The sequence below is a fragment of the Streptomyces roseolilacinus genome, assembly GCF_014649335.1.
In the GTDB taxonomy this organism is placed as follows: domain Bacteria; phylum Actinomycetota; class Actinomycetes; order Streptomycetales; family Streptomycetaceae; genus Streptomyces; species Streptomyces roseolilacinus.
The window spans coordinates 29,495-52,554 of sequence record NZ_BMSV01000009.1 but is presented as its reverse complement, the minus strand read 5'-3'; the positions used below and the strand labels follow the sequence as shown (position 1 = coordinate 52,554).

Genomic DNA, 23,060 nt, shown 5'->3' with positions numbered 1-23,060 from the left:
CGTGGACAAGAAGAACGCCCTGCGCGCCGGCGCCGTCGCGGCCGGTACGACGCTGATGATGCTGCTCATGTCGTCCCCCGCGCTCGCACTCGTGCGCGACGACGGCGACGACCCGGGCCCCGGCCTGAGCGTCGTGGAGACGCTCGGCCTGTTCGTGGTGGCGCCGATCGCGCTGTTCGCGGTCATCGCCGGCCTGGTCATGGTGCTGGACCGCTCCAAGAAGCAGGCCTGACCCACCCCGATCCTCCAGGGCGCCGCGCGCCGGGGAACCGTCCCCGGTGTGCGGCGCCCTGCTGTCCCGGCACGGGCCGCGCCCCCGCCCGGGGCGCCCGTGCCGTACGGCTCCGGGGCGCCCGTGCCGTGAGGCGCTCAGGCTCCCGTCGCGCGGAGCAGCTTCCGCAGGAGGCCGGCGAGCTGCTCCGCCTCCCGCTCGTCCAGCGCCGCCTCCAGCGCCTCCCGCTGCACGGCCAGCCCCGCCGTCACGGCCCCGTCCACGATCTCCAGGCCCCGCTCGCTGAGCGTCACCCGCAGCGCCCGCCGGTCGTGCGGGTCGGGGCTGCGGCCGAGCAGCCCGGCCCGCTCCAGTTTGTCCAGCCGGCCCGTCATCCCGCCCGTCGTCAGCATCAGCGTCGCCGAGAGCTGGCGCGGCGAGAGCGTGTACGGCTCGCCGGAGCGGCGCAGCGTCGCCAGGACGTCGAACTCGCCGCGTGAGATGCCGAAGGACGCGTAGGCGCGGTCCATCCGCTCGGCCATGGCGTGCGTGAGCCGGTAGACGCGGCCGAAGACGGCCATGGGGACGGTGTCCAGGTCGGGGCGCACCACCGCCCACTGGGCGGTGATCGCGTCGACGGGGTCCAGGGCGGGGCTCGCGGTCATGGCGGAAGTCTCGCCCTCTCCCCGCTCGCTCGCAAGAAAGCGGATCCCCGGTAAGTAGCTTGTGGTTAAGTAGCTTAGGGCTAAGCTACTTATCGCCAAGCCATCCGATCGGAGGGATCGCCGTGCCGTCCCGCTCCGCCCTCATCGCCGTCACCGCGCTCGCCCCGGTCTCCTGGGGCACCACCTACGCGGTCACCACCGAGTTCCTGCCACCCGACCGGCCCCTGTTCACCGGCCTGATGCGGGCCCTGCCGGCCGGGCTGGCCCTGCTCGCGCTCACCCGGACGCTGCCGTCCGGCACCTGGTGGTGGCGCTCCGCGGCGCTGGGCGCGCTGAACATCGGGGCGTTCTTCCCGCTGCTGTTCCTCGCCGCGTACCGGCTGCCGGGCGGCGTCGCCGCCGTCGTCGGGTCGGTGGGGCCGCTGTTCGTCGTCGGGCTGGCGGCGCTGCTGCTGGGGGAGCGGCCGACCGTACGGACCCTGCTGACCGCGATCGGGGCGGCGTTCGGGGTGAGCCTCGTGGTGCTGACGGCGGGCGCCGCGTTCGACCTCGTCGGGGTGGTGGCCGGGCTCGCCTCGTCCGCGGCGATGGCCGCCGGGACGGTCCTCACCAAGCGGTGGGGGCGGCCGCCGGGGGTCGGCCCGCTCGCCATGACCGGGTGGCAGCTCACCGCCGGCGGGCTGGTCATCGCGCCGGTCGCGTTCCTGGTCGAGGGGGCCCCGCCGGCGCTGGACGGCGGGGCCGTGCTCGGGTACGCCTACCTGGCGCTGGTGAACACGGCGGTCGCGTACTGGCTGTGGTTCCGCGGGATCGGGCGGCTGACCGCCACGTCCGTGACGCTGCTCGGGCCGCTGTCGCCGATCACGGCGGCGGTGGTGGGCTGGGCCGCGCTGGGCCAGGCGCTGGGACCCGTGCAGCTGGTGGGGATGGCGGTGGCGTTCACCGCGACGGTGCTGGGGCAGTCGGCGCCCCGGGCACCCGGACCCCGCGCGGCGGAGGACCTCCCGCCCGCCGGGGCGGTGCGGCGGGCGGCCGGCCGCCCGTAGCGCACCCCCGGGGGAGACGGAGAGGGGCGGGGCGCCCTCGGCACCCCGCCCCTCCTCCGCCCTTCGGGGCGGGGCCGCCCGCGAGCGGCCCCGCCCCGTCGCGTCACCTGTCGGCGGCCTGCGCCTTCAGGGCGCGCTCGACGCCCGCGCGGGACTCCGAGACCAGGCGGCGCAGCGCCGCGTTCGGCTCCGCGCTCGCCAGCCACGCGTCCGTGGCGTCCAGGGTCGCCTGGGAGACCTGGAGGGAGGGGTACAGGCCGACCGCGACCTGCTGGGCCATCTCGTGCGACCGGGACTCCCACACGCCCTTGACCGCCGCGAAGTACTTCTCCGTGTACGGCGCCAGCAGCTCCCGCTGGTCCGTCTGCACGAAACCGCCGATCACGGCCTCCTGCACGGCGTTCGGCAGCGTGTCGGCCTCCACGACCGACGCCCACGCCTCGGCCTTCGCCTCCGCCGTCGGGCGCGCCGCCATCGCCGTGGCGGCGTGCCGCTCACCGGCGGCGGTCTTGTCCCGCTCGTGCTCGGCGGCGATCTCGTCCGTCCCGAACCGGCCGGTCGCCGCGAGCCGCTCGACGAACGCCCAGCGCAGCTCCGTGTCGACGGCCAGGCCCTCGATCGTCTCGGAGCCGTCCAGCAGCGCCGCCAGCAGGTCCAGCTGCCCGTCCGTGCGGGCCGTCGCGGCGAACGCCCGCGCCCACGCCAGCTGGTGGTCGCTGTTCGGCTCGGCCGCCCGCAGGTGCTCCAGCGCGGCCTCGGTCCAGCGGGCCAGGCCCGTCTCGCGCCAGTCCGGCGCCGCGTACAGGTCGAGCGCCAGCTTCACCTGCCGGTGCAGGCTCTGCACCACGCCGATGTCGGACTCCTTGCCGATGCCCGACAGCACCAGGTCCAGGTAGGCGCGCGTGGCCAGCTCGCCGTCGCGGGTCATGTCCCACGCCGACGCCCAGCACAGCGCCCGCGGCAGCGACTCGGCGAAGTCGCCCAGGTGCGCCACGACGTTGCGCAGCGACTCCTCGTCGAGCCGCACCTTGGCGTACGACAGGTCGTCGTCGTTCAGCAGGACGACCGCCGGGCGCCGCTTGCCGACCAGCGCGTCGACGCCGGTCAGCTCGCCGTCCACGTCCAGCTCGACGCGCTCGGTGCGCACCAGCTTGCCCGCGTCGTCCAGGTCGTAGAAGCCGACCGCGATGCGGTGCGGCCGCAGCACCGGCTCGCCCTTCGCGCCCGCGGGCAGCGCCGGGGCCTCCTGCTTCACCGCGAACGACGTGATGACCCCGGAGGCGTCCGTGTCGACGACGGGCCGCAGGATGTTGATGCCCGCGGTCTCCAGCCACTTCTCCGACCAGGTGCCCAGGTCGCGCCCGGAGGTCTCCTCCAGCGCGCCCAGCAGGTCGGACAGGCGCGTGTTGCCGTACGCGTGGCGCTTGAAGTACGCCTGCACGCCCTGGAAGAAGGCGTCCATGCCGACGTACGCGACGAGCTGCTTCAGCACCGAGGCGCCCTTGGCGTACGTGATGCCGTCGAAGTTGACGAGGACGTCGTCCAGGTCGCGGATCTCGGCCATGATCGGGTGCGTGGACGGCAGCTGGTCCTGCCGGTACGCCCAGGTCTTCATCTGGTTCGCGAACGTCGTCCACGAGTGCGGCCACTTCGAGCCGGGGGCGTACGCCTGGCAGGCGATCGACGTGTACGTGGCGAACGACTCGTTCAGCCACAGGTCGTTCCACCACTCCATGGTGACGAGGTCGCCGAACCACATGTGGGCCAGCTCGTGCAGGATCGTCTCGGCCCGCACCTCGTACGCCGCGTCCGTCACCTTCGACCGGAACACGTACTGGTCGCGGATGGTGACCGCGCCCGCGTTCTCCATCGCGCCCGCGTTGAACTCCGGCACGAACAGCTGGTCGTACTTGGCGAACGGGTACGCGTAGTCGAACTTCTCCTGGAACCAGTCGAAGCCCTGCCGCGTCACCTCGAAGATCGCGTCCGCGTCCAGGAACTCCGCCAGCGACGGGCGGCAGTACACGCCCAGCGGCACGACCTGCCCGCCCGGACCCTCGTACGTCGAGTGCACCGCGTGGTACGGGCCGACGATCAGCGCCGTCACGTAGGTGGAGATGCGCGGCGTCGGCTCGAAGGCCCAGACGTCGTCCTTCGGCTCCGGCGTCGGCGAGTTCGAGATCACCGTCCACCCGGCCGGCGCCTTCACGGTGAACCGGAACGTCGCCTTCAGGTCCGGCTGCTCGAAGCTGGCGAACACCCGCCGCGCGTCCGGCACCTCGAACTGCGTGTACAGGTAGGCCTGGTCGTCGACCGGGTCGACGAACCGGTGGAGGCCCTCGCCGGTGTTCGTGTACGCGCAGTCCGCGACGACCCGCAGCTCGTTGACGCCCTGCCGCAGGTGCTTCAGCGCGATCCGCGAGTCCCGGAAGACCGACGCGACGTCGAGGTGCCTGCCGTTCAGCACCACCTCGTGCACCGCCGGGGCCACCAGGTCGATGAACGACTCCGCGCCCTCCTCGGCGCACTCGAACCGCACGGAGGTCGCGGACCGGTAGGTCCCGCCCTCCTGCGCACCGCTGAGATCGAGGTCGATCTCGTACGCGTCCACGGTCAGCAGCGCCGCGCGCCGCTGCGCCTCTTCACGGGTCAGGTTTGTGCCAGGCACCCGGTCATCTCCTCCATGTACGACTTTGGGGGCCATCCTTCCACGGGCGGCGCCGAACACGGAGCGCAAAAAAGGGGGTGGTCCGCCGTCTGGCGGGACCACCCCCCGAGCGGCCGTCCGCCGCTCGCGCACGGACGCGGGTCAGCCGCGCAGCTCCTCGGCGACCAGCTCCGCGATCTGCACCGCGTTCAGCGCGGCGCCCTTGCGCAGGTTGTCGTTGGAGACGAACAGCGCCAGGCCGTGCTCGACGGTCTCGTCGACGCGGACGCGGCCCACGTACGAGGCGTCCTTGCCGGCGGCCTGGAGCGGGGTCGGGATCTCGGACAGCTCGACGCCCTCGGCCTCCCCGAGCAGCTCGTACGCGCGTTCGACGCTGATCGGGCGCTCGAAGCGGGCGTTCACCTGCAGGGAGTGGCCGGAGAAGACCGGGACGCGCACGCAGGTGCCGGACACCTTCAGCTCCGGGATCTCCAGGATCTTGCGGGACTCGTGGCGGAGCTTCTGCTCCTCGTCCGTCTCGAAGGAGCCGTCGTCGACGATCGAACCGGCCAGCGGCAGCACGTTGAACGCGATGGGCCGCCGGTACACGCCCGGCTCGGGGTACTCGACGGCCCCGCCGTCGTGGGTGAGCTCGGTGGCGCGCTCGGCGACGGCCCTGACCTGGCCGTCCAGCTCGGCGACGCCCGCGACGCCGGAGCCCGACACGGCCTGGTAGGTGGTGGCGACCAGCGCGACCAGGCCGGCCTCCTGGTGGAGCGGCTTCAGGACCGGCATGGCGGCCATGGTGGTGCAGTTCGGGTTGGCGATGATCCCCTTCGGGCGGTCCTTGACCGCGTGCGGGTTCACCTCGGAGACGACCAGGGGCACCTCGGGGTCGCGGCGCCACGCGGAGGAGTTGTCGATCACCACGGCGCCCTGGCCCGCGACCTTCTCGGCGAGCGCCCGGGACGTGGCGCCGCCGGCGGAGAACAGCACGATGTCCAGGCCGGTGTAGTCGGCGGTGGCGGCGTCCTCGACGGTGACCTCGCGGCCCTGCCACTCCAGGGTGGAGCCCGCCGAGCGCGCGGAGGCGAACAGCCGGAGCTCGTCGACCGGGAAGTTCCGCTCGGCAAGGATCCTGCGCATGACCGTGCCGACCTGACCGGTGGCTCCGACGATTCCTACCTTCACGGGGACTCCTCCGTACGTGTGTGCTGGGCGCTGCTCCATGATGCGTCCGTCCCCCGCCGCCCCGCCAATCCGTTGTCCAGGGGGTGAGAAGGCCCACGGGACCACGGGACCGCGCGGGGGCGGCGGAAGACGAAGGGGGCGGACGTCCCCACGGACGTCCGCCCCCTCACTCCGTATCCCTCCAGACTACGGAGTGACCTTTCCGATCACGACGCTGCCGGTGCCCGCGGCGGTTCCGCGCGCGTTCAGCAGCCGCACCTCGCCGAAGAACTGCCGGCCCTCGGGGGCGGCGCCGTTCACCAGCACCTCGGCGCCGAACCGCGCCGAGGCGCCGCTGGCCAGGGAGATCGACTTCGACTCGTCGACCTTGACCTGACCGAGCGCGGACGAGAAGTACACGTCCTTGTAGTCGTAGGCGGTCTCCCCGGCCGGGACCGAGTAGCCGTCGACGACGATCGTGTACGTGCCCGCCGCGGGCTTGACCAGGGACACCGACTCCTCGGAGTCGCCGTCCGCGGACGAGCCGACCTGCACGCCGTTGCGCAGGACCGACAGGTCCAGGTCGGCGGCCTTGTCGGAGACGTTGCCGATGGCGACGTCGAACCGCTCGACGCCCTCGCCGATCTCCACGGTGGTGCGCTGCACCGCGTGGTGGGCGATCGTCGGGCGCGTCACCTTGGCGGAGCCGAGCGAGCCGCCCTGGAGCTTGCCGTCGAGCGCGGCGAAGCCGTTGGACACGGTCCACTCGACCGGCGCGGCCTTGCCCGCCGTGACCTCCGGCAGGGTCTGGACGGCCGGGTCGAAGGTGGTGCCGAGCACGGCGACGTCCAGCTTGTACGGGTTGTCGAGCAGCGGCGACGTGCGGCGCGACTCGACCTCGATCTCCCAGACGCCCGGCTGCGGGTTCGGGTACGAGCGCAGGTCGGGGCGGCAGGTGTTCGCCGGGTTGGTGTAGTTGGCGTAGCAGTTGATCGTCGACGTGGGGTCGGACGGCACGCCGTACGGGTGGATCGCGACGAAGCGGGTCTGGCTGTCCTTCGCCAGGCCGCCCAGGGCGACCTCCAGGGACTGGGCGCCGGCCGGGACGTTCACGAAGTACGACCGGTGGCTGTTGCGCTGGACGGTGTCCTGCGCCGACAGGCCGAAGGCGGGCTTGGCCAGCTGGTCGGCCGCGACGACCGTGGTGAGGACCTGCTTGTCGATGCCCTTGGTCTTCGGGTCGGTGATCTCCAGGACCGCGCTGTGCACACCGGCGCTGCGCGGCTTGGCGGCGACCTTGACCGTGACGGGCTTGTTCAGCGGCAGGAGGACCTCGTCGCTGCCGACGACGCGGAACGTGCGCTCGTGGTTGTTCTCGAACCACAGCTCGTGCCGGATCGGGCGGTCGGCACCCGTGGTGCGGGTGACGGTGACCTCGTAGACCTTCTCCTGGCCGACCTTGACGCCGCCCTCGCGGTCGTACAGGCCGGTGCCGAAGCCGGGCTCGGCGAGGAGCTGGTCGAGCGCGGTGTCGACCGGCGCCTTGACGGTGTACTCGTGGGCGTGGGCGCCGCGGAGCACCTCCTTCCAGGCGTCGACGACGTTGAGGAGACCGGCGCCCTGCTCGTGCGCCTGCGCGCCGGGGATGAGGTCGGCCTGGCTGACGACGGCCGTGCGCAGCTTCGCCGGGGTGAGGTCGACGCCCTGCTGCTTGGCGGCGGAGAGCATCAGCGCCATGGCACCGGTGGCCTGCGGGGCCGCCATGGAGGTGCCCTGCATCATGGAGTAGCCGGCCGGGAGCGGGTAGCCCGCCTCGGCGACCGGGCCGCCGGGCGACCAGGTCTGCGTGGTGTTGACCGCCGCGCCGGGCGCGCTGAGGGTCGGCGTGAAGCCGCCGTCCTCGCGCGGGCCGCGGGAGGAGAAGGGCAGCATCGCGTACGGCTTGGTGACGGCCGAGCCGTAGTTGGCGGCCCAGGTCTCCTTGGAGATGGAGGCGCCGACGCTGATGACCTTGTCCGCCAGGGACGGGTCGCCGATCGTGTTGACGCCGGGGCCGCTGTTGCCGGCCGAGACGACCAGCTGGACGCCGTGCTCGTCGATGAGGCGGGTGTAGAGCCGGGCGCGGGCGTTGTTGCCGTCGTTCAGCGCCGGGAGGCCGCCGATGGACATGTTGACGATGTCGACGCCGCGGTTGACGACGAGGTCGATCATGCCCTCGGTGAGCGCGATGTTGGTGCAGCCGCCGCTCCAGGTGCACGCGCGCGAGGAGACCAGCTTGGCGCCGGGCGCCGCGCCGTTCATCTTTCCGCCGAAGAGGCCGTGCGCGGCGGTGATGCCGGCGACGTGGGTGCCGTGGGAGCCCTCGATGACGCCGATGTTGACGTAGTCGGCCTTGGCGCCGGAGGCGCCGTAGACGACGTCCTTGCGGATCTCGACGACGAACGGGATGCGCTCGACGACGTCGGTGGCCGGGTTGTCGGTGCCGAAGTAGCCGACCTGGAAGCCGTCCTTGTACGGCTTCATCGCCTCGTTGTCGGCGAAGTCGCCGTTGCCGTCGAGGTCGACGCGGACGGTGCCGGCGGCCTGGTCGTACAGGACGCCCCAGACGTCGGTGGTGTCGCCGTCGCGGTTGAGGTCGCCGTCCATGTCGCCGCCCTTGGTGGCGGCCTCGGCGAAGGTGCGGAACCTGTAGGCGCCCTCGGGGGCCTTCCAGGAGCGGCCCTCGGCGGTGAAGGACGGCCCGGCGACGCCGACGTCCATGCGCCGCCACGTCTGGTCGCCGTCGCCCACCGGGTCGGTGGCGGTGACCCAGTCGACGACCTTGCGCTCGCCGGTGGTGGTCTTCTGCAGCGCCGGGTGGCCCAGGTCGATGCCCGAGTCGAGGACGCCGATGGTGACGCCGCGGCCGTCCGCGGTCGGGTGCTTGCGGACGAAGTCGACCGCGCCCGTCTCGTGGGACGGGTTGTACGGGTTGACGGCCGGGGTGCCGCGGCCGGGCGCCGGGTAGGTCCCGGCGGTGCCGGTGGCGCCGCTCCGCGCGCGGTCGGCGGCCGGCGACGGGTCGTCCAGCACGATCTCGTGCTTGAGGTCGATGCCCTGGACGCTGGACAGCTTGGCGGCGGCGCCGATGGCGGCCTCGGCCCGGGCCGTCGGGAGGGTGGCGCGGACGTAGCCGAGCTTGTCGTACGTCCGGCCGACCGTGCCGCCCTGGACCGCGTCGAGCTGGCGGGCGACCTGCTCGGTGGCGCCGGGGGCGGTGGCGACCATGAGGGTGATGTTCTTCTCGCCGCGGGCCTCGGCCTCGGCGAGCAGTTCGGCGTCGTCCGAACCGAGCTTCTCCGCCGCGGACTTGGCGGGCTCGGGCGTGACCGCCGGGGGTTCAGCGGGGGTGGCGAAGGCGGGGGCGGCACCGGTCGCGGCGAGTGCGGCGACCAGGCCCGCGGCGGCGGCTATTCGGGCCGCGCGTCTCGCCCCGGGTATGGGGCGGGAGGGTTCGAGCGTCATTCGGCATCCCTGTCGAGTGAAGGACGGTCCGGAAATCGGTACCGGATGACCGCTGAGCCTTTCGTACGCGACCGGGTTTTGTGGAGGTCTGCCGGAGGCGGAATGTCCTCGTGGCGGACATCCGCCACTGCGGGATGCCCGCCAGTGGGAACAAAAGGGCAGATACCGTATCCTCGCCGCTGCCGCGGCAGTTGGGGCGCCCCGCCGCCCCTCCCCGGTGCGGGCGCGGCGGCCGGGAGAGGTGGCGCGATCGCCGCGGACGACCGCCGGGCTTTCCCCGGTCCCCCGTAACCTGCCGATATGAGACAGAGGTTGAGGGTGGCGGCCTACGCCGTGTGCGTACGTGACGGACGGCTCCTCCTCGCCCGGTGCACCACCCCCGACGCGGCGGGGGAGTGGGCCCTCCCCGGCGGCGGCATGGACCACGGGGAGGACCCGCTCGCCACCGTCGTCCGGGAGGTCGAGGAGGAGACCGGCTACCGCGCCGAGGTGACCGCCCTCCTCGGCGTCGACTCCCTGCACCTGCCGGGCCACCCCCGCCTCGGCGGCCGGGGTCGGACGGACTTCCACAGCCTGCGCATCGTCTACGAGGGCCGCGTCACCGGCGGCAGCCTCCGCCCCGAGGTCGGCGGCACCACCGACCTCGCCGCCTGGCACCCCCTCGCCGACGTCCCCGCCCTGCCGCGCGTCCCCCTCGTCGACACCGCCCTGCGGCTGTGGCGCGACCGCCCCGCCACCGGCCGCGCCGCGCCCGGCGCGAATGGCTGAAACCCGCTCAACCCCACCGGATCCCCGGCGCGCCGATCAACCAGGCGGGATGCCCCGCGGTCCCCTCCGACGACCGCAGTCACGCAGTCACCGAAGAGGGGACCCCATGTCCGTACGCACCGCACGCGGCGCGCTCGCCGCGACCCTGGTCGCGGCCGCCGTCACCGCCACCGCGCTCACCGCCCCCGCCACGGCCGCCCCCGGCCCCGGCCCCGCCGCGACCGCCGCGGCGGCGGAGGACCGGGCCGGCGGCCGCCACGACGCCACCCGGCGGGCCGTCGAGGAGGTCGTGCGCAGCGGCGTCCCGGGCGTGCTCGCCCAGGCCCGCGACCGGCACGGCGTCTGGAACGGCAGCGCGGGCGTCGCCGACCGCACCACCGGCCGCGAGCGCCTCCCGAACGACCGCTACCGCGTCGGCTCCATCACCAAGACGTTCGTCGCCACCGTCGTCCTCCAACTCGAAGCCGAGGGCCGCCTCGACCTCGACGACAGCGTGGAGAAGTGGCTGCCCGGCGTCGTCCGCGGCAACGGCCACGACGGCCGGGAGATCACCGTCCGCCAGCTCCTCAACCACACCAGCGGCATCTACAACGTCACCGCCGACCCCGGATTCCAGGCCAAGGTCTTCGGCCCCGACTTCCTCCACCACCGCTACGACACCTGGACCCCCCGGCAGCTCGTCGCCCTCGCCATGGAGCACGCGCCCGCCTTCGCCCCCGGCTCCTCCTGGGACTACTCCAACACCAACTACGTGCTCGCCGGGATGCTCGTCGAGAAGGTGACCGGCCGCCCCTACGGGGAGGCCGTCGAGCGCCGCCTCCTCAAGCCGCTCGGCCTGCGCGCCACCAGCGTGCCCGGCACCGACGCGCGGATGCCCCGGCCGAGCGGCCGCGCGTACTCCACCCTCGGCGCCGACCCGGCCGACCCGGCCACCCGCATCCACGACGTCACCGAGCTCAACCCGTCCATCGCCGGCGCCGCCGGCGAGATGATCTCCACCAACGCCGACCTCCAGAAGTTCCTGCGGGCCCTGCTGACCGGCCGGCTGCTGCCACAGCAGCAGATGAAGGAGCTGACGAGGACCGTCCCCACCGGGGCCGACCGGGCGGGGGAGGGGTACGGCCTGGGGCTGATGAGCACCGAGCTGAGCTGCGGCAAGAAGGTGTGGGGCCACACGGGCGGCATCCACGGCTCGGGTTCCCTGGTCCTCGCGACCCGCTCCGGCGACCACACCCTGGCGGCGAACGCCAACGGCGACTGGGCCGGCGACACGAGCAGGATCGCGGAGGCCGAGTTCTGCGGCTAGGCCCGCGTTCCGCGGCCAGGCCCCGCGGCCCGGTGACGGCGGGGCCGGCGCCCCGCCGTCACCTCGGCAGGACGACCACGTGGGCGGCCGGCTCGCGGTCGCCGGCCGCCATCAGGGCGGTACGCACCACGATCGCCTGCTGGTCCCGTGCCTCGCGCAGCTTGCGCGGCGTGATGTGCACGACCGTGATGCCCAGCCGCTCCAGGTGCTCGCGCTTGCGGGTGTACTGCGACCACGCCGCGTCGTCGTCCTGGCGCGGCGCCCGGGTGTCGAGCTCGACCACCACGGCCTGGTCCGGCCAGTACGCGTCCACGCCCCCCAGGTGCGGGCCGCCCGGCAGCCGCAGGTCCACGTTCCACAGCGGTTCCGGCAGCCCGCACTCCCGCACCATCGCGTACAGCCGCTCCTCCGCCGCCGTCCGCCCCTCGGCCAGCAGCGCGTCCACGGCGTCCACCACGTGCGGCCGCGACAGCAGCCGCGCCCGGCTCAGCTCCCGCACGACGGCCGCCGGTTCGCAGTGGCCGTCGCGCACCGCCTCCGCCAGCAGCCGGTGCACGGAGGTCGGGTCGGCCGGCTGCGCCACCGCGTCCGCCAGCGCCCGCGCCACGGGCGCCACCGGCAGCGACGCCATCACGCGCGCCTCGGGGAACTCGTGCGACGCCCGTACGATCCGGACGAACCCGGCCGACCGCAGCCGCCGCGTGCGCGGCACCAGCACGTCGACCCGGTCCAGCGCGGACAGCGGGGGAGGGGAGCCGAACCCGTGCAGGACGAGCGCCGCCGCCCCCGTGACCATCGCCTCGCCGAACCCGTCCGGGTCCGCCGCGGCGGTCCGCCGCCCCGTGTACAGCAGGGCGGCGCGCAGCAGCTCCTCGCCGGTCGGCGGGCCCGGGTGCAGCAGGTACACGCCCGGCAGCAGCTGCTGCCAGGGCCCGCCGGCCCGGCAGCGCGCGGCGGCCTCGGCCGCGGGCACACCCCGCGTCCGCAGCTGCGCGGCGGTCAGGACGCGCGCGGACGCGTCGGAGGGGCGGGACAGGGAGCGTGCGGAGAGCGGGGTGTTCTTCATGCTCCGGACGTGCCCACCGGGCCCCGTCCCCCTAACCGCTGTTACGAGTCCGTTGACATTCAGGGACAAGCCCGCCCTAAAGTACGGACGTTCGAGAGCCGATGGGGAACGCCTCACCGGCGGCGGGGACGGCCCCGAAAGCCCCCGGGGGCGGGGCCGGGAAGCCGGCCGCCGCCCCCGGGAGGGGGATCAGGTCACGCGCGCGCGTCGCACTCCTGCGCCCGCAGGGCGCGCGCCAGGTCGTCGCGCGCCTCCAGCACGAGCCTGCGCAGCGCCGGCGCGGCCCCCTCGTGCGCGGCCAGCCACGCGTCGGTGGCCTCCAGCGTCTCCGCACGGTCCTGGAGCGCCGGGAACAGGCCCCGCACCACGTCCATCCCGATCTGGATCGACCGCTCGGCCCACACCCGCTCGATCACCGCGAAGTACTTCTCCGCGTACGGCGCGACCAGCTCCCGCTGCGACGACTGCCCGAAGCCCGCGATCGTCGCCTCGACCAGCGCGTTCGACAGCTTGTCGGACTCGACCACCTGGGCCCACGCCTGCGCCTTGACCGCCTCGGACGGCCGCGCCGCCAGGCACCGCACCTGGTGCCGTTTGCCCGACGCGGTGTCGTCCCGCGCCAGTTCCGCCTCGATCGCCGACTCGTCGGCCCGCCCGTGCGCGGCGAGCGGCTCCAGGAACGCCCAGCGCAGCTCCTGGTCGACGTCGAGCCCGTCCACGGTCTCCGTGCCGGCCAGCAGGCCCTGGAGGAACGCGAAGTCCTCGTCCGTCCCCGCGACCGACGCGAAGAACCGCGCCCACGTCAGCTGGTGCTCGCTGCCCGGCTCGGCGTTCCGCAGCTCCCGCAGCGCGGCCCGGGCGACGAGCCGGCCGCCGGTCTCGCGCCACTGCGGCGCCGCGTAGTGGACGAGCGCGGTCCGCACCCAGGCGTGCAGCATCTGCAGGACGCCGATGTCCGACTCGCGCCCCGCGAAGGCCAGGACGACCTCCACGAAGTCCCGCGCCGGCATCAGCGCGTCACGCGTCGTGTTCCACAGCGCCGACCAGCACAGCGCCCGCGCCAGCGGGTCGGTGATGTCACCGAGGTGCGCCCGCAGGGTGGCGAGGGAGTCCTCGTCGAACCGCACCTTGCAGTACGTCAGGTCCTCGTCGTTGACCAGCACCAGGGCGGGCCGTTCGGCGCCGGCCAGCTCGGTCACGGCCGTCCGCGCGCCGGTGATGTCGGTCTCGGCCCGCGCGTAGCGGACGAGCCGCCCGCCGTCCAGCCGGTACAGGCCGACGACGGCCCGGTGCGGCCGCGCCTCGGCGCCGTCCTGTTCGACGACCAGCTCGGCGATGCGCTCACCCGTCCCGTCGTACGTGACGACGGGGGTGAGCACGTTGACGCCGGAGGTCTCCAGCCAGGACCGGGACCACGCCTTCATGTCGCGGCCGGACGTCTCCTCCAGCACCGCCAGGAGGTCGCCGAGGGTCGTGTTGCCGTACGCGTGGCGCGTGAAGTAGCGGCGGGCGCCCTCCAGGAAGGCATCCCGGCCCGCGTACGCGACGAGCTGCTTCAGGACGGAGGCGCCCTTGGCGTACGTGATGCCGTCGAAGTTGAGCTTGGCGTCCTCCAGGTCGCGGATGTCCGCCGTGACCGGGTGCGTCGAGGGCAGCTGGTCGGCCCGGTACGCCCACGCCTTGCGGTTGTTGGCGAACGTGGTCCAGCCGTTGGTGAAGCGGGTCGCCTCGACCATGGAGAACGTGCCCATGAAGTCCGCGAAGGACTCCTTCAGCCACAGGTCGTCCCACCACTTCATGGTGACGAGGTCGCCGAACCACATGTGCGCCATCTCGTGCAGGACGACGTTGGCGCGGCGCTCGTAGGCGGCGCGGGTCACCTTGCCCCGGTAGATGTACTCCTCGCGGAAGGTGACCAGGCCGGGGTTCTCCATGGCGCCGAGGTTGTACTCGGGCACGAAGGCCTGGTCGTACTTCCCGAAGGGGTACGGGTAGTCGAAGACCTCGTGGAAGAAGTCCAGGCCCTGCTTGGTGACGAGGAAGACGTCGTCCGCGTCGAAGTGCTTGGCGAGGCCCTTGCGGCACATCGCGCCGAGCGGGATCTCCAGGTCGCCGCGCCGGTAGGTGTCGGTGACGTGGTGGTACGGGCCGGCGACGACGCAGGTGATGTAGGTGGAGATCGGCTGCGTCGCCGCGAACCGCCACACCCCGCCGTCCCGGGACTCCTCCGCGCCGTTGCTCCACACGGTCCAGCCCTCGGGCGCCGCCACCTCGAAGCGGTACGGGGCCTTCAGGTCGGGCTGCTCGAAGTTGGCGAACACGCGGCGCGCGTCGGCCGGCTCGTACTGCGTGTAGAGGTAGACCTCGCCGTCCTCCGGGTCGACGAAGCGGTGCATGCCCTCACCGGTGCGGCTGTAGGCGCACTGCGCGTCCACGACCAGCACGTTCTCCTCGGCGAGGCCGTCCAGCGCGATCCGTGCCCCGTCGAAGACGGCCGACGGGTCCAGTTCGCGCCCGTTGAGCACGACGGAGGTCACGGACGGCGCGACGAGGTCGGCGAAGGTGCTCGCCCCGGGGGCCGTGCAGCGGAACCGGATCGTCGTCACCGAGCGGAACGTCCGCTGCTCCGCCTCGCTCTCCCCGACGGCCGACCGCAGGTCGAGCGCGACGTCGTACCCCTGGACGGACAGCAGGGCCGCCCGCTCGTGGGCTTCGTCGCGGGACAGGTTCTCACCGGGCACGGGCACTCCTTCGTGACTCGTTGGTAGGCGGCGATCCTCCCATGCCGCCCGGAGCCGCCATAAGCGGGAATGCCCTCGTCGTCCCCTGGCGTTGTGGGAGGAGCGCGACCGCACGGCTTCCCTTCACGATTCACGGATCCGAGGAGACACATGTCCGAGACGAGGACCACCGCCGACTTCTGGTTCGACCCGCTGTGCCCGTGGGCGTGGATGACGTCGCGCTGGATGCTGGAGGTCCAGAAGGTCCGCCCGGTGGACGTGCGCTGGCACGTGATGAGCCTCGCCGTCCTCAACGAGGACAAGCTGGACGAGGTCCCGGAGGAGTACCGGGAGATGCTGGCGACCACGGCGTGGCAGCCCGTCCGCATCGCCGTGGCGGCCGAGCAGCTGCACGGCCCGGAGGTCCTGGGCCGGCTCTACACGGCGATGGGCACGCGCTTCCACAACGAGGGCCAGGGCCCGACCCGCGAGGCGATGGCCGCGGCGGTCGAGGAGGCCGGGCTGCCGGCGGAGCTGCTGGAGTACGCCGAGAAGGACACGTACGACGCGGAGCTGCGCGCCTCCCACAAGGAGGGCATCAACAAGGTCGGCCAGGACGTCGGCACGCCGGTGATCTCGGTGCCGGGCCCGGACGGCACGGAGGTCGCGTTCTTCGGCCCCGTCGTCACCCCGGCGCCCAAGGGCGAGGCGGCGGCCCGCCTGTGGGACGGGACGCTGCTGGTCGCGTCGACGCCCGGCTTCTACGAGATCAAGCGCACGCGTACGACGGGCCCGGTCTTCGACTGAGCACCCACGCCGGAACGGCCCCCGCGAGTCCTGTCCTCGCGGGGGCCGTTCCTCTTTTCCGCCCGCCGCGTGAAGGGTGAGAAGACGATCACGGGCAGGGGACCGGGGGGTGTCGCGCCGTCGTCAGGGCGCGATCAGCGGCACGCGGTCCTTGGCCTCGGCGTAGCGCTTGGCCACGTCCTGCCAGTTGACCACCTGCCACATCGCCTCGATGAAGTCGACCTTCTGGTTCCTGTACTGGAGGTAGAAGGCGTGCTCCCAGGCGTCGAACACCAGGATCGGCACGGAGCCCTGACCGACGTTCCCCTGGTGGTCGTAGACCTGCTCCACGATGAGGCGGCCGCTCACCGGCTCGTACGCCAGGACGCCCCAGCCGGAGCCCTGCGTGGTGGCGGCGGCCTTCGACAGCTGCGCCTTGAACCGGGCGAACGAGCCGAACGACTCGGCGATCGCGTCCGCGAGCTCGCCCGTGCCGTCCTTCTCCAGCGGCTCGCCGCCGCCGTCGCCGGTCATGTTGTGCCAGTAGATGGAGTGCAGGATGTGGCCCGAGAGGTGGAAGGCCAGGTTCTTCTGCAGGCCGTTCAGGGCGGCCCACTGGTCCTTGTCGCGCGCCTCCTCCAGCTGCTCCAGGGTGTCGTTCGCGCCTTTGACGTACGCGGCGTGGTGCTTGTCGTGGTGGAGCTCGATGATCTCCGGGCTGATGACGGGCGCCAGGGCCGAGTAGTCGTAGGGAAGTTCCGGAAGGGTGTACATCGCCATGCCGAGCCTCCGACGGCTTATTGCAACCTGTGTGCAAGTGCAGGCTAGCAGCAGCACTGCCCGGAGTTGATCAGCCTTTGGCCCTAGGCCGGAAGGCGCCCGGAGAACGGGGAGGCCCCGGCGCGCCGTCGCGCCGGGGCCTCCCAGGAAGTGCGGGTGGATCAGTCGTCGCCCTTCGCGGCGGCGGCCGCGGGCTTCTCCTCGGACGCGGACTTCCCGGTGGTCGCCGCCTTCTCGGTGGAGACCGGCTTCCCGGCGGTCGCGGACTTCTCCTCTGCCACCGGCTTCTCGGCGGCCGGCGCCTCCTCGACGGGCGCGGGCGCTCCGGCGGCGGCCGGCTGCGCGGCGGCGGGGGCGGTCGCCTTGTCGGCGGTCAGCCGCTGGTGGGCGTAGCCCAGCGCGGCCAGGACCACGACGAGGCCGCCCGTGTAGTAGAGCTGCTCGCGCGTGCCCGCGTCGCGGGCCATCAGGACGAACACCACGGCGATGCCCGCGAGCGCCGCCCACGTGAGGTACGGGAAGGCCCACATCCGCACGACCAGCTTCTCCGGCGCCTCCTTCTCCGTGCGGCGGCGGAGGATCAGCTGGGAGACGGCGATGAAGAACCAGACGACCAGGATGATCGCGCCGATCATGTTGAGCAGCCACATGAACAGGTCGTCCGGCCGCCAGTAGCTCAGCAGCACGCACACGAAGCCGAAGACCGACGAGGTCAGCACCGCGACGCGCGGCACGCCGCCGGAGATCTTGCCGAGCACCTTCGGGCCCTGGCCGCGCGCCACCAGCGAGCAGGCCATGCGGGAGGCGCCGTAGATGTTGGCGTTCATCGCGGACAGCAGCGCGATCAGCACGACGACGTTCATGATCTCGCCGGCGGCCGGCAGGCCCAGGTGCTCCAGGGTGGCGACGTACGAGCCCTTGGCGAGCGAGTCGCTGTTCCACGGGATCAGCGTGACGATGACCGCCATGGAGCCGATGTAGAAGACGGCGATGCGCCACATCGCCGTACGGACGGCCTTGGCGACGCCCTCGACCGGGCGCTCGGACTCGGCGGCGGCGATGGTGACCGTCTCCAGACCGCCGTACGCGAAGACGGAGGCGAGCAGGCCGACGATCAGTCCGTCGGTGCCGTTCGGCAGGAAGCCGCCCTGGCCGGTCAGGTTCGACAGGCCGGGGGAGTCGGTGCCGGGCAGCAGGCCCAGGATGGCCAGCAGGCCGATGACCAGGAACAGCGAGATGGCGCCGATCTTCAGCGCGGCGAACCAGAACTCGAACTCGCCGAAGTTCTTCACGGCGGCCAGGTTGGTCACGCAGAACACCAGCATGAACAGGGCGACCATCGACCACTCGGGCACGCCCGGAAGCCAGCCCGTCACGATCTTGGCGGCGCCGATCGCCTCCAGACCCACGGCCACGCACAGAAGGAACCAGAAGGCCCACCCCGCCGTGAAGCCCGCCCACGGGCCGACGGCCCGCTCGGCGTGGACCGAGAAGGAACCGGAGGCCGGGTTGGCCGCCGACATCTCGCCCAGCATGCGCATGATCAGCATGACGAGCAGGCCGGAGATCGCGTAGGCGACGACGATCGACGGGCCGGCGGCCGCGATGGCGGAGCCCGACCCGACGAAGAGGCCGGCGCCGATCACACCGCCGAGGGCGATCATCGACAGGTGGCGTTGCTTGAGTCCGTGCGAGAGCGGCGCGTCGGTGGTCGGCGTCGCAGATGCGTCGACGTCGGCCGATCCGGTGGACGCGGGCGCGGGGGTCCGAGACATGGGAGTGCCCTGTTCCGTATCGGGGGAGAGGCAAAAGGTGCGCCCAAGTGTTGATGCGCACACCGGCGACAGGGAACATGTTTCCGCTATACGGACACAGCGCTCACACAAAGTGAAGATCTGACCACAGATTCCTCACAAGCGGAATGTGATCACCGGTTGTCTGGAAACGGCCGTTACACCCGCCTCGCGCGCCACTCCCGGAGCAGCGCCACCGCCACCACGAGAGCCGTCGCACCGGCCGACCAGAGCACCTGGGGACGGGTCGACCCCTCCCGCAGCATCAGCACCACGACCCCCGTCATCGCAGCCAGAGCCGCCCACGTCAACCAGGGGAACGCCCACATCCGCAACGTCAGCGACCCCGGCGCCTCCCGCTCGATCCGCCGCCGCAGCCGCAACTGCGACAGGGCGATCAGCGCCCACACGAAGAGCAGGACCGCACCGACGGAGTTGAGCAGGTAGAGAAAAACGGAATCCGGCCACAGGAGGTTCAGCAGCACCGACACAAATCCGAACGCCACCGACGCCAGGACCGCCCGCCGGGGCACCCCGCCCGCCGACACCTTCAACAGTCCGCGCGGCGCCTCACCGCGTTCCGCGAGCGAGAACACCATCCGGGACGCCCCGTACAGATTGGCGTTCAGCGCGGACAGCAGCGCCACGAACACCACCCCGTCCATCAGCGTCCCCGCCGCCGGCACCCCGATCGAGTCGAGCACCGCCACGTACGGGCTGAGCCCCGGCCGCATCGCCGTCCACGGCAGCAGCGTCACCACGACCAGCATCGAACCCACGTAGAAGAAGAGGATCCGCCACACGGCGGTGCGCACCGCGCGCGCCACGTTCCGGACCGGGTCGTCCGACTCGGCGGCGGCGATCGTCACCACCTCCAGGCCGCCGAACGCGAACACCACGGCCAGCACGCCCGACACGACGCCCGCCCAGCCGTGGGGCAGGAACCCGCCCCGCCCGGTCAGGTTCGCCAGCCCCACCGGCTCGCGCCCCGGCAGCCACCCCGCGATCGCCGCCACGCCCAGCAGCAGGAACAGCACGATCGCCCCGACCTTCAGCGCGGCGAACCAGAACTCCGACTCCCCGAAGTTCTTCACGGCGGCCAGGTTGGCGGCCGTGAACACCAGCATGAAGACCAGCACCCAGCCCCACTGGGGCACGGCCGGCAGCCAGCCGCTCGCGATCCGCGCCGCGCCCGCCGCCTCCACCGCCAGCACCACCACCAGCAGGAACCAGTACAGCCAGCCCACGGAGAACCCGGCCCAGCGGCCCAGCGCCCGCTCGGCGTGCACCGAGAACGCGCCCGACGCGGGCATCGCCGCCGACATCTCCCCGAGCATCCGCATGACCAGCATCGCGAGGGCGCCGGCGATCAGGTACGACAGCACGATCCCCGGCCCGGCCACCGCGATCCCCGCCCCGGAGCCCACGAACAGCCCCGCGCCGATCACCCCGCCCAGACCGAGCATCGTCAGGTGGCGCCGCTTCAGCACGTGCGACAGGGGTTCGGCGGGGGCGGTCCGGGGGTCGTGCATGGTGCTGAGCACACTCTCTTCGTGCGTTTGGCGAGACCCCACAGTCTCTCCGGAGATCACGCCGCCACGCAAAAGGGGCGGTTCCACCGGCATCCCTAGTGACACGTATCACGTCCGTGGAAGGTTCACGGGCGGCCTTTGTGCGAAGTCCACCAACGCCGGGAGCGGGGCTTTGTCGTCCGCTGACGGTGATCGCCCGTCCGCCCCTGGGCTACGGTCGGGGCCTGTCCCCCTGGCCCACCGCCCGCGAAGCACCGCGGAGTACCGGAGTTCCGATGAGCACTGCCGCCGTCCCCGCCCGCACCGGAGCGGTCCTCGCCGACCTGCTCCCCTCCAGCCGCGCCCACGCCCGCGACCTCGTGCTCGTCGCCGGCGGCGCCGTCCTCACCGGCCTCGCCGCCCAGATCGCCGTCCCCGTGCCGGGCTCGCCGGTCCCGGTCTCCGGCCAGACCTTCGCCGCGCTCCTCGTCGGCACCGCGCTCGGCGCCCGCCGCGGCTTCCTCTCCCTCGCCCTCTACGCGCTCCTCGGCATGGCCGGGGTGCCGTGGTTCGCCCAGGGCACGGCCGGCTACACCATGCCGACGATCGGCTACGTCCTCGGCATGCTCCTCGCCGCCACCGCGGTGGGCGCCCTCGCCCGGCGCGGCGCCGACCGCTCGGTGCTGCGCATGGCGGGCACGATGGCGGTCGGCTCCCTGATCGTCTACGCGGTCGGCGTGCCGTACCTGGCCCTCGCCACCGGCATGTCCCTGTCCCAGGCGGTGGCCGTCGGCCTGGTGCCGTTCCTCGTCGGCGACGCGCTGAAGGCAGCGCTCGCCATGGGACTGGTGCCCACCGCCTGGAAGCTCCTCGGCGGCCGCGACGGCGACCGCGACCGCGGCTGAGGCCGAGGCACGCGCCACCCATACGAACGGGGAGGGCCCCTCCTCCGTCCCGCGGGACGGAGGAGGGGCCCTCCTTATGTCGTCTGCGCGCGTCTCAGGACCGCGCGGCCGCCCGGTGCCTGCGGTCCAGGACCAGGCCCACGGCCACCACGATCGCCGCCACCAGCACCGACAGCAGCACGACCTGGCGGTTGGCCTCGTCGAACACCATGTAGACCAGCACGAAGAGGATCATCGCGGCGGTCGCCCAGGTCAGGTACGGGAACAGCCACATCTTCACGGTGACCTTCTCCGGCGCCTCCCGCATCAGGATGCCGCGCATCCGCAGCTGCGTGAAGCAGATCACCAGCCAGACGAACAGCGCCACGGCGCCCGAGGAGTTCAGCAGGAACGTGAAGACGGTGTCCTTGAAGGCGTAGTTGAAGTACACCGCCGCGAAGCCGAAGACCACCGACGCCCAGATCGCCATGACCGGCACGCCCTTGGCGTTGACCCGCGCGAAGGACTTCGGCGCGTCACCGCGCTCGCCCAGCGAGAACGCCATGCGCGAGGCCGTGTACAGGCCGGAGTTCAGGCACGACAGCACGGCCGTCAGCACGATCACGTTCATGATCTGCCCGGCGTGGGCGATGCCGATGGAGTCGAGGGCGGCGACGTACGAGCCCTTCTCGACGATCGAGGAGTCGTTCCACGGCAGCAGCGTCAGCACGACGAAGATCGAGCCCAGGTAGAACACGCCGATGCGCCAGATCACGCTGTTGGTGGCCTTGGTGACCGCCCGGCGCGGGTCCTCCGACTCGCCGGCCGCGAGGGTGACGATCTCGCTGCCCATGAACGAGAAGACGACCATCAGCACACCGGTGAGCACGGCCCCGACGCCCTTGGGGAAGAAGCCGCCGGTGTCCGTCAGGTGGGCCAGCCCGGCCCCCGGGTTCTCGGAGCCCGGCAGCAGCCCGAAGACCGCCAGCAGGCCGATGACGACGAACGCGCCGATCGCGACGACCTTGACCCCCGCGAACCAGAACTCGAACTCGCCGTACGAGGAGACCGACGCGAGGTTCGTCGCGGTCAGCACCACCATGACGATCAGCGCCCAGGCCCACTGCGGCACGGCCGGGACCCAGCCCTCCAGGATCACCGCGCCCGCCGTCGCCTCGACGGCCAGGACGACCACCCAGAAGAACCAGTACAGCCAGCCGATGGAGAAGCCGGCCCAGCGGCCCAGCGCCCGGTCCGCGTAGGCCGAGAAGGACCCGGAGTCGGGGCTGGCCGCGGCCATCTCCCCCAGCATCCGCATCACGAACACGACCATCGCGCCCACCAGGGCGTACGACAGGAGGATGGCGGGGCCGGCCGCGGCGATGCCTCCGGACGACCCGACGAAGAGGCCGGCGCCGATCACGCCGCCGATGGCGATCATGGACAGGTGGCGGTTCTTGAGGCCCGCCTTGAGACCCTGGGGGGACTGCGAAGTACCGGGGTTTCCGGCCTCTCCGCCTTCCTTCGCCAGGTTCGTCTGGGTAGTCATGGGCAGTTCCTTAACTTTCTCGGGTGCTCGGGTCGCGAGCCCGTGCATTGAACCCCGAGGGCGTCCGGGCCCGGAAGGGCCCGAGTCCGGATCGTTGCACGCGTCACTCCCGGCCCACCCCGGCGACCGCCTCCGGGCACCCTCCGTGTCACACTCGGAGCCATGCGCGTGTACCTCGGCTCGGACCATGCCGGCTACGAACTCAAGAACCACCTCGTCGAGTGGCTGAAGGCCCACGGCCATGAGCCCGTCGACTGCGGACCCCACATCCACGACGCCCAGGACGACTACCCGCCGTTCTGTCTGCGCGCCGCGGAGCGGACGGCCGCCGACCCCGACGCCCTCGGCGTCGTCATCGGCGGCTCCGGCAACGGCGAGCAGATCGCCGCGAACAAGGTGAAGGGCGTCCGTGCCGCCCTCGCCTGGAGCGAGCAGACCGCCGCCCTGGGCCGCGAGCACAACAACGCCAACGTCGTCGCCGTCGGCGCCCGGATGCACTCGCTGGAGGACGCCACCAGGTTCGTCGAGGTCTTCCTCGCCACCCCGTACTCCGGCGACGAGCGCCACACGCGCCGCATCGAGATGCTCGCCGCGTACGAGACCACCGGCGAGCTCCCCCCGATCCCGGCCCACCACCCCCAGCAGGACTGACAC

At 72.5% G+C, this 23,060-nt stretch carries 17 protein-coding genes; 7 read left to right on the top strand and 10 right to left on the bottom strand.

What is annotated here, in order from left to right; translation table 11 throughout:
- Position 1: 1 nt before the first annotated feature.
- Positions 2-232, top strand: coding sequence for a hypothetical protein (locus IE106_RS21695; RefSeq protein WP_189536657.1), 231 nt, complete (start codon positions 2-4; stop codon positions 230-232).
- Positions 233-369: 137 nt separating this feature from the next.
- On the opposite strand, the gene IE106_RS21690 is transcribed toward IE106_RS21695, so the two are convergent.
- Positions 370-876 carry a MarR family winged helix-turn-helix transcriptional regulator gene (locus IE106_RS21690; protein ID WP_189536655.1) on the bottom strand — a complete coding sequence of 169 codons (507 nt, stop codon included), beginning with the start codon at positions 874-876 and terminating at the stop codon, positions 370-372.
- A gap of 122 nt (positions 877-998) precedes the next feature.
- Between IE106_RS21690 and IE106_RS21685 the strand changes: the two genes are divergently transcribed.
- Entirely contained in the window at positions 999-1,922 is a 924-nt protein-coding gene (locus IE106_RS21685; RefSeq protein ID WP_189536653.1) for an EamA family transporter, read from the top strand.
- Positions 1,923-2,025: 103 nt separating this feature from the next.
- On the opposite strand, the gene pepN (IE106_RS21680) is transcribed toward IE106_RS21685, so the two are convergent.
- From pepN (IE106_RS21680) to IE106_RS21670, 3 genes are all read right to left on the bottom strand, one after another.
- A complete protein-coding gene (pepN, locus tag IE106_RS21680) occupies positions 2,026-4,590 on the bottom strand; it encodes an aminopeptidase N (RefSeq protein ID WP_189536651.1) in 2,565 nt (854 codons plus the stop codon).
- Positions 4,591-4,731: 141 nt separating this feature from the next.
- Complete coding sequence (locus IE106_RS21675; RefSeq protein WP_189536648.1) at positions 4,732-5,760, bottom strand: aspartate-semialdehyde dehydrogenase; 1,029 nt, start codon at positions 5,758-5,760, stop codon at positions 4,732-4,734.
- A 186-nt stretch (positions 5,761-5,946) separates the two neighbouring features.
- Positions 5,947-9,243, bottom strand: a complete 3,297-nt coding sequence (locus tag IE106_RS21670) for a S8 family serine peptidase (RefSeq protein WP_189536646.1) — start codon at positions 9,241-9,243, stop codon at positions 5,947-5,949.
- Between the two features lie 300 nt (positions 9,244-9,543).
- Here IE106_RS21670 and IE106_RS21665 point away from each other — a divergent pair, with 300 nt between their 5' ends.
- The gene (locus tag IE106_RS21665) at positions 9,544-10,011 is read left to right on the top strand and encodes an NUDIX hydrolase (RefSeq protein ID WP_189536644.1); all 468 of its coding nucleotides are present in this window, start codon (positions 9,544-9,546) and stop codon (positions 10,009-10,011) included.
- A gap of 106 nt (positions 10,012-10,117) precedes the next feature.
- Positions 10,118-11,317, top strand: a complete 1,200-nt coding sequence (locus IE106_RS21660; protein ID WP_189536642.1) for a serine hydrolase domain-containing protein — start codon at positions 10,118-10,120, stop codon at positions 11,315-11,317.
- 58 nt (positions 11,318-11,375) lie between these two features.
- Here IE106_RS21660 and IE106_RS21655 read toward each other — a convergent pair whose 3' ends face one another.
- Both IE106_RS21655 and pepN (IE106_RS21650) read right to left on the bottom strand, forming a co-directional pair.
- On the bottom strand, positions 11,376-12,383 hold the full coding sequence (locus tag IE106_RS21655) for a hypothetical protein (protein ID WP_189536641.1): 1,008 nt from the start codon (positions 12,381-12,383) through the stop codon (positions 11,376-11,378).
- Positions 12,384-12,577: 194 nt separating this feature from the next.
- Positions 12,578-15,124 carry an aminopeptidase N gene (gene pepN / locus IE106_RS21650; protein ID WP_189536639.1) on the bottom strand — a complete coding sequence of 849 codons (2,547 nt, stop codon included), beginning with the start codon at positions 15,122-15,124 and terminating at the stop codon, positions 12,578-12,580.
- 150 nt (positions 15,125-15,274) lie between these two features.
- Between pepN (IE106_RS21650) and IE106_RS21645 the strand changes: the two genes are divergently transcribed.
- The gene (locus tag IE106_RS21645; RefSeq protein ID WP_189536637.1) at positions 15,275-15,910 is read left to right on the top strand and encodes a mycothiol-dependent nitroreductase Rv2466c family protein; all 636 of its coding nucleotides are present in this window, start codon (positions 15,275-15,277) and stop codon (positions 15,908-15,910) included.
- Positions 15,911-16,033: 123 nt separating this feature from the next.
- Here IE106_RS21645 and IE106_RS21640 read toward each other — a convergent pair whose 3' ends face one another.
- The 3 genes from IE106_RS21640 to IE106_RS21630 all read right to left on the bottom strand — a co-directional run bounded on the left by IE106_RS21640 (position 16,034) and on the right by IE106_RS21630 (position 19,994).
- Positions 16,034-16,669 (bottom strand): superoxide dismutase, encoded by a 636-nt coding sequence (locus IE106_RS21640; RefSeq protein ID WP_189536635.1) that lies wholly within the window; start codon positions 16,667-16,669, stop codon positions 16,034-16,036.
- A 161-nt stretch (positions 16,670-16,830) separates the two neighbouring features.
- Positions 16,831-18,444: an amino acid permease gene (locus IE106_RS21635; RefSeq protein WP_229840667.1), complete on the bottom strand. Its 1,614-nt coding sequence runs from the start codon at positions 18,442-18,444 to the stop codon at positions 16,831-16,833.
- A 176-nt stretch (positions 18,445-18,620) separates the two neighbouring features.
- Positions 18,621-19,994, bottom strand: a complete 1,374-nt coding sequence (locus tag IE106_RS21630; RefSeq protein ID WP_189536633.1) for an amino acid permease — start codon at positions 19,992-19,994, stop codon at positions 18,621-18,623.
- Positions 19,995-20,269: 275 nt separating this feature from the next.
- Here IE106_RS21630 and IE106_RS21625 point away from each other — a divergent pair, with 275 nt between their 5' ends.
- Positions 20,270-20,878 (top strand): biotin transporter BioY, encoded by a 609-nt coding sequence (locus IE106_RS21625; protein ID WP_189536632.1) that lies wholly within the window; start codon positions 20,270-20,272, stop codon positions 20,876-20,878.
- Positions 20,879-20,972: 94 nt separating this feature from the next.
- Here the strand turns inward: IE106_RS21625 and IE106_RS21620 are convergent, their stop codons facing one another.
- Positions 20,973-22,406: an amino acid permease gene (locus IE106_RS21620; RefSeq protein WP_189536630.1), complete on the bottom strand. Its 1,434-nt coding sequence runs from the start codon at positions 22,404-22,406 to the stop codon at positions 20,973-20,975.
- Between the two features lie 162 nt (positions 22,407-22,568).
- On the opposite strand from IE106_RS21620, the gene IE106_RS21615 reads away from it, so the two are divergent.
- Positions 22,569-23,057: a ribose-5-phosphate isomerase gene (locus tag IE106_RS21615; RefSeq protein WP_189536628.1), complete on the top strand. Its 489-nt coding sequence runs from the start codon at positions 22,569-22,571 to the stop codon at positions 23,055-23,057.
- Positions 23,058-23,060: the final 3 nt, after the last annotated feature.

Coding starts and splice junctions, on each gene's coding strand:
- IE106_RS21690 (WP_189536655.1), bottom strand. CDS start 876: ATGACCGCGAGCCCCGCCCTGGACCCCGTCGACGCGATCACCGCCCAG.
- IE106_RS21670 (WP_189536646.1), bottom strand. CDS start 9,243: ATGACGCTCGAACCCTCCCGCCCCATACCCGGGGCGAGACGCGCGGCC.
- IE106_RS21665 (WP_189536644.1), top strand. CDS start 9,544: ATGAGACAGAGGTTGAGGGTGGCGGCCTACGCCGTGTGCGTACGTGAC.
- IE106_RS21660 (WP_189536642.1), top strand. CDS start 10,118: ATGTCCGTACGCACCGCACGCGGCGCGCTCGCCGCGACCCTGGTCGCG.
- IE106_RS21655 (WP_189536641.1), bottom strand. CDS start 12,383: ATGAAGAACACCCCGCTCTCCGCACGCTCCCTGTCCCGCCCCTCCGAC.
- IE106_RS21645 (WP_189536637.1), top strand. CDS start 15,275: ATGTCCGAGACGAGGACCACCGCCGACTTCTGGTTCGACCCGCTGTGC.
- IE106_RS21640 (WP_189536635.1), bottom strand. CDS start 16,669: ATGGCGATGTACACCCTTCCGGAACTTCCCTACGACTACTCGGCCCTG.
- IE106_RS21635 (WP_229840667.1), bottom strand. CDS start 18,444: ATGTCTCGGACCCCCGCGCCCGCGTCCACCGGATCGGCCGACGTCGAC.
- IE106_RS21630 (WP_189536633.1), bottom strand. CDS start 19,994: ATGCACGACCCCCGGACCGCCCCCGCCGAACCCCTGTCGCACGTGCTG.
- IE106_RS21625 (WP_189536632.1), top strand. CDS start 20,270: ATGAGCACTGCCGCCGTCCCCGCCCGCACCGGAGCGGTCCTCGCCGAC.
- IE106_RS21620 (WP_189536630.1), bottom strand. CDS start 22,406: ATGACTACCCAGACGAACCTGGCGAAGGAAGGCGGAGAGGCCGGAAAC.
- IE106_RS21615 (WP_189536628.1), top strand. CDS start 22,569: ATGCGCGTGTACCTCGGCTCGGACCATGCCGGCTACGAACTCAAGAAC.